This window comes from Mycobacterium sp. ELW1, from assembly GCF_008329905.1.
GTDB lineage: Bacteria > Actinomycetota > Actinomycetes > Mycobacteriales > Mycobacteriaceae > Mycobacterium.
On sequence record NZ_CP032155.1, the window covers coordinates 5,310,928 to 5,323,212 of the forward strand.

General features: G+C 67.6%; 12 protein-coding genes. 8 read left to right on the forward strand and 4 right to left on the reverse strand.

The window, feature by feature from the left end; genetic code table 11:
• The first annotated feature begins 8 nt into the window (after positions 1–8).
• The 6 genes from D3H54_RS25415 to D3H54_RS25440 all read left to right on the forward strand — a co-directional run bounded on the left by D3H54_RS25415 (position 9) and on the right by D3H54_RS25440 (position 5,501).
• Entirely contained in the window at positions 9–212 is a 204-nt protein-coding gene (locus tag D3H54_RS25415) for a ferredoxin (RefSeq protein WP_149382286.1), read from the forward strand.
• Between the two features lie 9 nt (positions 213–221).
• Complete coding sequence (locus D3H54_RS25420; RefSeq protein WP_149382288.1) at positions 222–761, forward strand: nuclear transport factor 2 family protein; 540 nt, start codon at positions 222–224, stop codon at positions 759–761.
• Positions 762–932: 171 nt separating this feature from the next.
• Positions 933–2,066, forward strand: coding sequence for an NDMA-dependent alcohol dehydrogenase (locus D3H54_RS25425; protein ID WP_149382290.1), 1,134 nt, complete (start codon positions 933–935; stop codon positions 2,064–2,066).
• 87 nt (positions 2,067–2,153) lie between these two features.
• Positions 2,154–4,106: an oxidoreductase gene (locus D3H54_RS25430; protein WP_149382292.1), complete on the forward strand. Its 1,953-nt coding sequence runs from the start codon at positions 2,154–2,156 to the stop codon at positions 4,104–4,106.
• Between the two features lie 18 nt (positions 4,107–4,124).
• Complete coding sequence (locus D3H54_RS25435; protein ID WP_149382294.1) at positions 4,125–4,550, forward strand: nuclear transport factor 2 family protein; 426 nt, start codon at positions 4,125–4,127, stop codon at positions 4,548–4,550.
• An 81-nt stretch (positions 4,551–4,631) separates the two neighbouring features.
• Positions 4,632–5,501 (forward strand): SDR family NAD(P)-dependent oxidoreductase, encoded by an 870-nt coding sequence (locus D3H54_RS25440; RefSeq protein ID WP_149382296.1) that lies wholly within the window; start codon positions 4,632–4,634, stop codon positions 5,499–5,501.
• Between the two features lies 1 nt (position 5,502).
• On the opposite strand, the gene D3H54_RS25445 is transcribed toward D3H54_RS25440, so the two are convergent.
• Complete coding sequence (locus D3H54_RS25445) at positions 5,503–7,470, reverse strand: glycosyltransferase family 39 protein (RefSeq protein ID WP_149382297.1); 1,968 nt, start codon at positions 7,468–7,470, stop codon at positions 5,503–5,505.
• Between the two features lies 1 nt (position 7,471).
• A complete protein-coding gene (locus tag D3H54_RS25450) occupies positions 7,472–8,692 on the reverse strand; it encodes a bifunctional glycosyltransferase family 2/GtrA family protein (protein ID WP_149382299.1) in 1,221 nt (406 codons plus the stop codon).
• A gap of 109 nt (positions 8,693–8,801) precedes the next feature.
• Here D3H54_RS25450 and D3H54_RS25455 point away from each other — a divergent pair, with 109 nt between their 5' ends.
• Entirely contained in the window at positions 8,802–9,206 is a 405-nt protein-coding gene (locus D3H54_RS25455; RefSeq protein ID WP_168214971.1) for an HIT family protein, read from the forward strand.
• On the opposite strand, the gene D3H54_RS25460 is transcribed toward D3H54_RS25455, so the two are convergent.
• Together D3H54_RS25460 and D3H54_RS25465 are read right to left on the reverse strand one after the other, a co-directional pair.
• Entirely contained in the window at positions 9,203–10,642 is a 1,440-nt protein-coding gene (locus D3H54_RS25460) for a sensor histidine kinase (RefSeq protein ID WP_149382303.1), read from the reverse strand. The genes D3H54_RS25455 and D3H54_RS25460 overlap by 4 nt on opposite strands.
• Positions 10,643–10,680: 38 nt before the next feature.
• Positions 10,681–11,400 carry a response regulator transcription factor gene (locus D3H54_RS25465; protein ID WP_102807223.1) on the reverse strand — a complete coding sequence of 240 codons (720 nt, stop codon included), beginning with the start codon at positions 11,398–11,400 and terminating at the stop codon, positions 10,681–10,683.
• Between the two features lie 128 nt (positions 11,401–11,528).
• Between D3H54_RS25465 and D3H54_RS25470 the strand changes: the two genes are divergently transcribed.
• Positions 11,529–12,275 (forward strand): hypothetical protein, encoded by a 747-nt coding sequence (locus D3H54_RS25470; protein WP_149382305.1) that lies wholly within the window; start codon positions 11,529–11,531, stop codon positions 12,273–12,275.
• The last annotated feature ends 10 nt before the right edge of the window (positions 12,276–12,285 follow it).

Sequence of the window (12,285 nt, forward strand, 5' to 3'; positions counted from 1 at the left end):
GGCCTGAAATGGGCTGCTACCGCATCGAACTCGACGAGGACCTATGCCAGGGGCACGCCATGTGCGAACTGGAGGCGCCCGACGTCTTCCGGGTTCCCAAACGCGGTGCCGTCGAGATTCTCGACAACGAACCCCCCGACGAGATGCGCGACGACGTTGAGCGCGCCGTAGAGATGTGTCCCACCCGAGCTCTATCCATCATCGACAAGTAAGGAATGACAATGGCGTCACGTGAACAACTCGACGACTGGGTCCAGCGCTGGCTGCAGGCCAACAAAGACTCCGAGGCGGCCGGCGACTGGAAGAACCTCGCGGAGTTCTACACCGACGACGCCACCTACGGCTGGAACATCGGGCCCAAGGAAGACGTGATGTGCGTCGGCAAAGACGAGATCCGCGACGTCGCACTCGGCATGGAGATGGAAGGCCTGGAGAACTGGGTCTACGAGTACCAGAAGGTCCTTGTCGACGAGAAGCAGAACGAGATCGTCGGGTTCTGGAAGCAGATCGCCAACAAGTCCGACGGCACCCGCGACGAGATCTACGGCATCGGCGGCAGCTGGTTCCGGCTCAACGACGATCTGCTGATCGAGTGGCAGCGCGATTTCTTCGACTTCGGCCACGTGCAGAAGGCCTTCGTGAAGCTGATCTCGTCGGGCGATCTGACCCCCACCATGCAGAAGCGCATCGAGCGCAGCGTCGCCGGTGAGAAGCTGCCCGGTTACTACCCCCTCGGTGAGGCTCCGGTACCGATCTGGTGAATACTCGACAGGCGTCAAGTAATCGGCCCCCGGCAGTGACTTGGAAAGTGACGGAGGTCATAATGGTCAGCAGGACAGGAACACGTTCTAATTCTTGCCTAGATTGACCATCCGGCACGGCCGGCCGCCCTGGAAAACCCCGGGGTCGGGTTTTGCGAGTGGAGGTTCGCTGTGAAGACAAAAGGTGCTCTCATCTGGGAGTTCAACCAACCGTGGTCGATCGAGGAAATCGAGATCGGCGATCCGGTTAAAGATGAAGTCAAAATCCAGATGGAAGCTTCGGGCATGTGCCACAGCGACCACCATCTGGTCACCGGCGACATCCCGATGGCCGGTTTCCCGGTTCTCGGCGGTCACGAGGGCGCCGGCATCGTCACCGAGGTAGGCCCGGGCGTCGAGCACCTGGCCCCCGGCGATCACGTGGTGCTCTCGTTCATCCCGTCGTGTGGTGAGTGTCCGGCCTGCCAGGAAGGGCTGCGCAACCTGTGCGACCTGGGCGCTGGCTTGCTGGCCGGCACCGCCGTGTCCGACGGCACCCACCGCATCCACGCCGTGAAGAACGGCCAGCCCGTCATCCCGATGACGCTGCTGGGCACCTTCAGCCCGTACATGGTGGTGCACAAGAGCTCGGTGGTGAAGATCGACCCGACCATCCCGTTCGAGGTGGCCTGCCTGGTCGGCTGCGGCGTGACCACCGGCTACGGCTCGGCCGTCCGCAGCGGTGACATCCGCCCCGGTGACGACGTGGTGATCGTCGGCGTCGGCGGCGTCGGCACCGGTGCCCTGCAGGGCGCGCTGAACGCCGGTGCGCGCAACATCTTCGCTGTCGACCCGGTCGAGTTCAAGCGGGACAACGCACTGAAGTTCGGTGCCACCCACGCCTACCCCGACATCTTCAGCGCGATGGCCGGCGTTGCCGAGGTCACCCAGGGACGGATGGCGCACAAGACCATCGTCACCGTGGGCGAGCTCAAGGGCGAGGACATCGACCACTACATGAACATCACCGCCAAGGGCGGCACCGTGGTGGCCACCGCCGTTGCGAACATGGCCGACAGCAATGTCACGCTGAACCTGGCGATGCTGACCCTGATGCAGAAGCGCTTGCAGGGCACCATCTTCGGTGGCGGCAACCCGCACTACGACATCCCGCAGCTGCTGTCGATGTACAAGGCGGGCCGGCTGAACCTCGACGACATGGTGACCAGGCAGTACCGCCTCGAGCAGGTCAACGAGGGCTACGCGGACATGCTGGAGGGTCGCAACATCCGCGGCGTCATCCGCTACACCGACGAGGACCGCTGACCTGCGCGTGTCCCTGATGGACCTTCCGGGCCGTGCCCGCCTTGCCGAAAGGCGCGGGCACGGCCCGGAATTCATGGCGCAGCGCCCATGAGCACCTTCCCGAACCTGTTGTGTGAAGGCCGCATCGGCTCGATGACGGTGCGCAACAGGCTCGTGATGTCTCCGATGGAGACCATGTACGGCACGCCCGACGGTCTGCCGTCGCAGCGCACCCGCGACTACTTCGCCGCCCGCGCCAAAGGCGGCGTCGGGTTGATCACCGTGGGCGCCACCGGCATCGACCACCTGCAGCCCGAGACTCCGGGTGGTCTTCACCTCGGCACCGACGACGCGGTGAGCGCCCACCGTGCACTGGTCGAGGCCGTGCATGAGCACGGCGCGAAGATCCAGCCGCAAATCGTGCACGCCGGCCCCGACGGGCTCGGGCCCGAGATGCACGGCGTCACATCGCTGGGCCCGTCGGTGATCCCGTCCTATCTGACCGGGCGGCCCTCGGCCGAGGTGACCGAGGCCCAGCTGACCGGGATCATCGACTTGTTCAAAGCCGCCGTGCGCCGCGCGGCCGAGGCCGGCTATGACGGCATCGAACTCCACGCTGCCCACGGATACATGTTCCTGGGCTCTTTCCTTGCACCCCAACGTAACCGGCGCACCGACGACTACCGCGGCGACACGGCCGGTGGTCGCATCCGGGTGGTGTTGCAGACGTTGGCGGCCATCCGATCCGAGATCGGGGACGCCCTCCCCATCACGCTGCGGATCTCCGGCTACGAGCGGGTGGCCGGCGGCCGCCCGAGCTACGAGACGGCGCAGATGGCACCGCAACTGGTGGCGGCCGGCGTCGACGCCTTCCACGTCAGCGGTGGGGTGATCGATCGCCTGGTCACCGGGATGGTGAATGCCGCCGACGACGGCGACGCACTCAACGTGGGCGCCGCGGCCGCGGTGAAGCAGGTGGTCGACGTGCCGGTGATCGCGGTGGGACGCATCCACGATCCCGCGCGCGCCGAGCAGATCCTCGCCGACGGCCTCGCGGACTTCGTCGCCATGGGCCGGCCGATGCTGGCCGATCCGGATATGGCCGCCAAACTTCATGCCGGCCAAGCGGATCGGGTGCGCCGATGCATCTCGTGCGAGAACTGCATCGACGCCATGGAGCAGCGATTCTCGGTCGACTGTGCGGTGAACCCCCGCACCGGCAGGGAACGTGAGCTGGCGGTGCACCCGGTCGTGCAGCCCAAGCACGTCGTGGTCGTCGGTGGCGGGCCAGGCGGTCTGGAGGCTGCCCGGGTGGCGGCCGAACGCGGTCACCGTGTCACGCTGTTCGAGCGCAACGCCGAACTGGGCGGCGCTCTGGTGTGGGCGTCGATCGTGCATCCGGAGAACGAACCGTTCCTGCGGTACCTGCGCGGTGAGATCGCCGCCAGCACCGTAACGCTGGAGATGTCACACCCGGTCGGCGTCGACGAGATCGCCGCACTGGAGCCTGATGCGGTGATCGTCGCGACCGGCGCGGAGATCGTGGTACCCGACATCGACGGTGCCCGCCACCCCCGGGTGATCAGCGGTCATGGGGTGCGTGACCTGCTGGTGAACCCCGCCGCGCTCCCGGCCGGTCGCCGAGTAGTGATCGTCGGCGGCAGCCTCGCCGCGATCCAGCTCGCCGAATATCTCTGCGCCCAAGACCGATTCGTCACCGTGCTGGAATCCGGCCGCACCGTCGCCGCCGAGGTGGGGCTCAAGCGCCGCACCGAACACATGGACCGGCTCGACCGCCTGGGAGTGCCGCTGCACGTGCGCGCCGAGGTGCATGAGATCACCGGCGACAGCGTGGTGTTCACTCCGCACGGCGGCACCCGCCGACAGCTCTCGGCAGATAGCGTGATCATCACCGGAAGCCTCGAGGCGGACACCGCCCTGTTCGACGACCTCACCGACCGGTTGCCCGGCGCCAAGGTGCATGCCGTGGGCGACTGCACCGGTGTGGGACTGATCCGCAAAGCCACCGACGATGGCGCTCGCGCCGCCTGCAGTATCTGACAACATAAGGAGAAACTGATGTCCACGACCACCGAACAAACTCCCGCACTGGCCGCATCGCAGGCATCCTGGCGCTGCGTGATGTCACACGACCGCGAGGGCTGGCTGGCCCTGATGGCCGACGATGTCGTGATCGAGGATCCGATCGGGCAGGCCATCACCAACCCCGATGGCAACGGCGTGCGGGGCAAGGCGGCTGTCGCCGACTTCTACGACGCGAACATCTCGGTCAACAACCTTCGTGTCACCTGCGAGGAGACGTTCCCATCGAGCTCTGCGAACGAGGTTGCGCACATCCTGGTGTTGCGCAGCCAGTTCGAGGGCGGAATGACCAGCACGGTACGGGGTGTGTTCACCTACTCCGTCAACGACGCCGGCCTGATCACCAATATGCGCGGCTACTGGAACATGGACGGCATGCAGTTCGGCCAGGCGGTTCAGTGAGGCTGGCCGCAGTTGGCGCGCCAGCGCCGGCGGAGGTTAGGCGAAACGGGACCGCCTCATCTACTCAGGCGCCTGCCGAAGGTGAGTGACCGGCCGCTCGACGGGTTCGGCGCGGTCGTCGTCGGCGGCTCACGAGGTATCGGGGCCGCCGTCTCGGCGCTGCTGGCCGAGTGCGGGGCGGGCGTTGTGGTCAACGGCCGCGATGCGGCGGCCGCTGAGGCAGCGGTCGCCACCATCAACGACGCCGGCGGCCGCGCCGTCGCACACGCCGGCTCGGCCGCCGACGATGCGGTCGCCGAGGACTTGATCGCGCTGTGCGAGAGCGAATTCGGCGCTGTCGACGCCCTGGTGAACTGCGCCGGCGCACCCGAGCCGCCGGGTTCGTCGATACTCACGGTCACAGCTGCGGAGTTCCGCGCGCTCCTCGACATCCACGTCGGGACCACCTTCGCGACCTGCCGGGCGGCCGCCCCCAGAATGGTGGCCCGCGGCAGGGGCGCGATCGTCAACACCAGTTCCTTTGCCTTCCTTGGCGATTACGGCGGCACCGGCTATCCGGCAGGCAAAGGTGCGGTCAATGGCTTGACGATGGCGATCGCCGCCGAGCTGGCCGAGCACGGTGTGCGCGCCAACGTGGTGTGCCCCGGTGCCAAGACCCGGCTGTCCAGTGGGTCGGACTTCGAGGAACAGATCGAATCGTTGCGGCGACGCGGCATCCTCGATGACGTCAGCGCGCAGGGTGCGCTGGATGCCGCTCCGCCGGAGTACGTCGCCCCGATGTACGCCTACCTGGTCAGCGACCTTGCCAGCAAGATCACCGGCCAGATCTTCATCGCCGCAGGCGGTTTCGTCGGGCGGTTCGACAAGCCCTCCCCCGGGTTCATCAATTACCGGGATCATCACGACTCGCCGCCGTGGACGGTCGGCGAGATCGCGGCGATGCTGGCCTGACCTACGCCGTGAGGTCGTAGATCAGTACCCTGCCGACCCGCATCGGGGTGAAGTTGCGCTGAACCCATTGCTGGATCAGCGCATTGGTGTCCAGATGACCCCACTTGTCCTCGTGGACCGGGTTGGTGACGATGAAGTAGTGGATCCGCTTGGACAGCGCCATCCGCAGGAACTCATCGGGCGCCGGGGACGGATCGGTGCCGTTGAATCCACCGACCGGCATCACCGGGTGACCGCTGGCCAACTGATAACCCGCCGCGCACATCGATCCGATCGTCGCGGCCACCCAGGTGTACCGCTGCGCATCGGCGTCGAGCAGACCGACCAATTGCCGGTCCGGCACACCGGAGTCCAGCAGGCTGCAGCCGACCAGATGTGGTCCCGCGGTGGACGATCCCGGGGGCAGCAGGAATCCGGGACCGGTGGCCGACGTGATCTCGGCGCGCTGGACCGGAGCGACACCCTTGGTCATCGCGGTGACGATGCGCGGGACAGGTCCGGCGATCGGCATTGCACCGGAATTGCCTCGCTCGACGGTCGCGACGCTGTAGGCCACCGGCCCGCCGAGCGCGACCAGTGCGCCTGCCGCGACGATCAGCGGCATCGGGATGACAGCAACGATCATGCCGGCCAGCACCAGCACCGCGGCCAACGGGATGGCCCACCGCAACCACGGGTGGAAGCCGGGATTGTGGCGCAGCACGACCACCGCGGTGGTGGCCGTCAGCGCCACCGCGAGCGCCAGTGCCGCTTTGACCCACAGCCGTTGTCGCTCTTGCCAACTCACCGCAATGCCGATTCCGGTCAGCGCGGCGATCGGCGGTGCGAGAGCGACGGTGTAGTACGGGTGGAAGATCCCGGCCATATAGCTGAACACCCACGCCGTCACCAGCAGCCAGAGCACCCACACCAGAACGGCGGCGCGGCGCAGATCCCGCCGCGGGGCGCGGCCCCGCCACACCAGCAGGACGACCGCGAAGACCAGTGCGGCGGGCAGTAGCCAGCCGATGCCACCGATCTGCTCCGGCTCGAACAATCTGCCGATGCCCGGCTGACCCCAGGGGTGCGCCGATGTCCGGCCACCGGGGTGCACCGGCGAGATGAATCCGGGTGAGGCGATGCTGCCCGGCTCGTCACCGTTGAGCCTTCCGAAGCCGTTGTAAAGCAGCGTCAGTTCGAGGATCGAATTGGTTTGCGTCCCGCCGATCCACGGCCGCGCGCTAGGCGGCCACAGCTGCACCAGCAGCACCCACCACCCCGCCGCGGCCACGGTGGCGGCCAGCGCCGCCACGAGTTGCCCCAGCCGGGCGGGCAGCGATCGCGGACCGGCCACCAGATACGGGATCGCCAGAGCAGGCAGCACCAAGGCCACCTCGAGCTGCTTCGTCAGATAGCCCAGTCCCACACAGCATCCCGCCACCAGCAACCAGCGCAGTCGCCCGTCGTCGATCGCCCGCAGCAGCGCCCACACCGCGGCGATCATCAACAGGACCAGAAGTGCATCGGGGTTGTTGTAGCGGAAGATCGTCACGGCCACCGGGGTCAGCGCCAGGACCGTGCCCGCGATCAGTGCGGCTGCTTCACCGAACGGGCGGCGGACGGCATCCCAGAGCAAGGCGACGGAGACCACCCCGATGATCGCCTGGGGCGCCAGGATGCTCCACGAGTTGAGCCCGAACAGGCGGATGGCCAGCGCCGGGAGCCACAGCGACAGCGGCGGTTTGTCGACGGTGATCGAGTTGGCGGCGTCGGACGATCCGAACAGCATCGCCTTCCATGACTGCGACCCCGCCTGTTCGGCGGCGGAATAGAACGCGTTGGCCCATCCCGAGCAGTCCAGAGCCCACAGGTAGAGCACGGCGGTCGCGGTCAACAGCACGACCAGCGCGCAGCGCTGCGGGCGTATCCGGATGCGTCGGGTAATGGTTTGTGCGACGCCGACTTCCGGCGACTCGACGGTGATCGTCATGTCAGCGGGTGGAGGCGCCGAACACCCGTCGCAACGCCACGAATCGCACGAGGGTGGCGACCAGGTTGGCCGCGACCAGAACGGACAGTTCGACGCCCTTGCCGACCGTCGGCTCGTAGCGGTGCAGCAGATACAGCGAGCCGCTGGTGATGGCCAGCCCGAACGCGAAGATCAGCAAGCCGTGGACGTGGTGGCGGGCGACACCGGCGCGGCCGCGGATGCCGAAGGTGAACGCCCGGTTGGCGGCGGTATTGGCCAGTGCGGTGAGCAGCAGGGCGGTCAGGTTGGCGGCCTGCGCGCCGAGCGCGGGATGCAACGAAAGATACAGCAGCGCAAAGGCAATGGTGCTGGCGATGCCGATCAGCCCGAAGCGCACCATCTGGCCGACCATGCCGCGGGGCACGCCCGGCACCAGCGGCTCACGGCCGAGGGCGGCCTGCAGGTCGCGCAGCGGCAGCGCACCGGTGGTCAGCGCGCGGCCGACCCGCCAGCAGCCTTTGAGGTCATCGATCGCGGTGGCGAGGATGTCGACGCGGGAGTCCGGGTCGTCGATCCAGTCGACCGGCACCTCGTGGATGCGCAGGCCGGCCTTCTCGGCCAGCACCAGCAGTTCGGTGTCGAAGAACCATCCGGTGTCGGCGACCAGCGGCAGCAGCTGGCGGGCGACGTCGGCGCGCAAGGCCTTGAAGCCGCACTGGGCGTCGGAGAATCGCGCACCGAGCAGGCCGCGCAGCAGCAGGTTGTAGCCGCGGGACACCACTTCCCGCTTGATGCCACGCACCACCCGCGACGAGGCGGCCAGCCGCGATCCGATCGCGATGTCGGAGTGCCCGGATACCAGCGGCGCCACCAACGGCATCAACGCCGAAAGGTGGGTGGAGAGGTCGACATCCATATACGCGACGACGTCGGCCGGTGACGACGCCCATGCGGTGGCCAGCGCGCCGCCGCGGCCCTTGGCGTCGAGGTGGATCACCTCGACATCGGCTAGTTCCCCGGCGAGCTCTCGCGCCACCGACAGCGTGCCGTCGGTACTCGCGTTGTCGGCCACCACGATTCGCGCCCGATACGGCACCTCGTCGAGCAGGAACTGGTGGAGCCGTCGCACGCAGGCCGCGACGTCGCGCTCCTCGTTGTACACGGGGATGACGATGTCGAGAATGTAGCGACCCCCGACGCCGATCGCGGCAGTGCGCTGCTCGGCCGGCAGGGTGTCGGTCATACCGATGATGTTCGCGTCCCAAGCTGCCGTGGCACTGGGCCGGATCTGAGGGGTTGCTGTGAGCCAGCTTCATGATCGGCGCCGGGCGGCTACTCATATGCTTGGGCTCATGGCCTCCGTCTTCACCAAGATCATCAACCGCGAACTGCCGGGACGATTCGTCTACGAAGACGACGAGGTCGTCGCGTTCCTGACCATCGAGCCGATGACCCCGGGACACACACTGGTGGTTCCGCGTGCCGAGGTCGACAACTGGCAGGACGTCGAGCCGGCCGTGTTCAACAAGGTGATGGCGGTGTCCCAGCGGATCGGCAAGGCGGTGTGTGTGGCGTTCGGCGCCGAGCGGTCCGGGCTGATCATCGCCGGTCTCGAAGTGCCGCACCTGCACGTGCACGTGTTCCCCGCGCGCAACCTGTCCGACTTCGGCTTCGCCAACGTCGACCGCAATCCCTCTCCCGCATCGCTCGACGAGGCGCAGGCAAAGATCACCGCCGCGCTGGCCGAACTCGTTTAGATCCCTGGGGCCACCGGGGTCGCGACGTCGGCGATGCGCGGCAGGCTGACCCGGAAGCAGCAGCCCTGTCCTGGGGCGGTTAACACCGTGACGCGGCCACCGTGGGCGTAGACCAGCGAGTCGACGATCGACAACCCCAGTCCGGTGCCGCCACTGGCGCGGGCGCGGGAGGAGTCGGTGCGATAGAACCGCTCGAACACCCGCCGGGCGTCCTCGGGCGTCATGCCCGGGCCTTCGTCGGCGACCTCGAGCACCGCGTCGTCCGACAACGTGCCCACGCGCACACTGATTCGGGCGGTCTCCGGGGTGTGCTGTAAGGCGTTGGCCACCAGATTGCCCAGCACCTGACGCAGCCGGGCCTCATCGCCGATGACCTCGGGGGTGCCGGGACCGTCGAAGACCTCCATGGTGATGGTGCGCTTGGGGGCGATCGACTGGGCGTCGTGCACGGCGTCGGTGGCCAGCGTGAGCAGGTCGACGCGACGCTGTTCGAGCGGGCGCTGCGCGTCAAGGCGGGCCAGCAGCAGCAGATCGTCGACCAGGAGGCCCATCCGGCGCGACTCGCTTTCGATCCGGGACATCAGCATCTCGACGTCGCGGGCCGCGCCCTGCCGGTAGAGCTCGGCGAAGCCGCGGATGGTGGTCAGCGGGGTGCGCAATTCGTGGCTGGCGTCGGTGATGAAGCGCCGCATGCGTTCTTCGGAGGTACGGGCCTGCTCGGCGGAGTCCTCCGACGACGCCATCGCGGTCTGGATCTGGGCGAGCATGCCGTTGAGCGCCAACGACAGCCGGCCGACTTCGGTGCGTGGATCACGTTCGGGCACACGACGATCCAGCTGTCCGGCGGCGATCGCAGCGGCGGTCTTCTCGACTTCGACGAGCGGCCGAAGGCTGCGGTGCACCACCCAGTAACCGGCGACACCGAGGATGATCAGCACAGCCGTGCCGATCGCGAACTGTGACCACGCCAGACTGCGCACGGTGGACTGGATGTCCGACATGTCGATGGCCACCGTGGTCAGCTCGCCGCTGGGCCCGCGCACCGACACCGCACGCCACTCGACCGGCGAGTGGTCCAGCGAGCCGACGGTCACCGGCACCGGCCCGACGTCGTTGTCGTCGGGCAGCGCCGGTTCGGCCTCCCGGTCGTTGACCGCCATCCAGATGTGACCGTCGGCGTCGACGCCGCGGACGTAGAAGTTCGACGGCGGACGAGCCGGGTTGGGGCCCTCGTCGGGCGGGGGCATCCGGCGCGGCGCCTGCGCCCAGCCCCGGGAGGCGTCCAGCAGGGTCTGGTCGGCGCGGTTGATGAGGTCGTGCTGCAGCGTCGAGGTGACGGCGATCCCGGAGGCCAGCAGGCCGCATCCCACGAGCAGCAGCATGGCGGCCACCAGGCCGACTCTCAGCGGCAACGCTCGATGGTAGGGCGTGGGCATCTCTCTATTGTTCGCGCCGATCGGCGCGACGCGCTGGATTACCGCGGCTCCCGCAGCACGTATCCGACACCGCGCAGGGTGTGCAGGAGGCGCTTTTCGCCGGTGTCGATCTTGCGGCGCAGGTAGGAGACGTAGGACTCGACGACATTGACGTCGCCGCCGAAGTCGTAGCGCCAGACGTGGTCGAGGATCTTGGGCTTGCTGAGCACGGTGCCGGCGTTGATGACGAAGTAGCGCAGCAGGGTGAACTCGGTCGGCGAGAGCGAGACCGGCTCGCCGGCCTTCCACACCTCGTGGGTGTCCTCGTCGAGCTCGATGTCGGCGAAGCTCAGCCGCGAATTGCGCGGCTCCTCCACACCCTTGCCTGCCCGGCGCAGGATCACCCGCAACCGCGCCACCACCTCTTCGAGGCTGAACGGCTTGGTGACGTAGTCATCGCCACCCAGCGTGAGCCCGGCGATCTTGTCCTGGAGGCTGTCGCGCGCGGTGAGGAACAGCGCGGGCGCGTCGATGCCGTCGGCGCGCAGCCTGCGCAACACACCGAAGCCGTCCATGCCGGGCATCATGACGTCGAGGATCACGGCGTCTGGCCGGACCTCCCGAGCGCGGTCGAGGGCCGCCGGGCCGCTGGATGCGGTGTGGACCTCGAAGCCCTGGAACTTCAGACTCACCGACAGCAGTTCCACGATGTTGGTCTCGTCGTCCACGACGAGGACACGTGCCTCGGGTTTGGTTTCGGGTGTAACAGGTGCGGCCATGCTGACAATTTCCTCTCACATTGGTGAACTGACGCTGCCTAGGCGCTGTGAGATTCCTGTGAGTTGGTTTTCTCGTCGGTTAGCCGATACCTCCGGTTACAAACTTTGTCCGCTCCTACACTTGTGAAATGGACCTGGCGAAGACGCTCGTTGGCATCGCGAGCGCACCGGTACGGGTGGGACTGGCCGCAGCCGAGGTCGGGCTGGACGTGGCCAAAGTGGGCCTTGACCTCACCAAACAAGCGCTGGGCGAGGGCGGGGTGGCAGCGTCGCCGAGTTCGATGGCGCAGATGTTCGGCTTGGAGGACACCATCTCGCGGGCGAACAAACTCGCCCAATTGCTCGACGACGACGCCCCGCTGGGGCGGGCGCTGGCACCCGACGGCCCGCTGGACCGTCTCATGCGGCCTGGCGGTCTGATCGACCGGATGACCGCGCCGGACGGTGTTTTGGATCGGCTGACCGCCGAGGGGGGTGGACTTGACCGGTCGCTGGCGCCGGGCGGGCTGGTTGACCAGCTGCTCGACGAGGACGGCCTGATCGAGCGGATCCTCGGCGAGGAAGGTCTGGCCGATCGGCTGATGGCCGAGGGCGGCCTGGTGGAGAAGCTGACCGCGCGCAACGGCCCCCTGGAGCAGCTGGCCGACGTCGCCGACACCCTGAACCGGCTGGCGCCCGGGCTGGAAGCGCTGGCGCCGACGATCGAGACGCTGCGCGAGGCGGTCACCACACTGAGCCTCGTGGTCAACCCGCTCAGCAATATCGCCGACCGCATCCCGATCCCCGGCCGCCGCCGCAGCTACACACCGCCGCGCCCGGTCAGCACCGAGCGGGTGCGCAGCGAGCGGTTGGTCATCGACGACGACGAGCAGTGAGTTCGCTAGT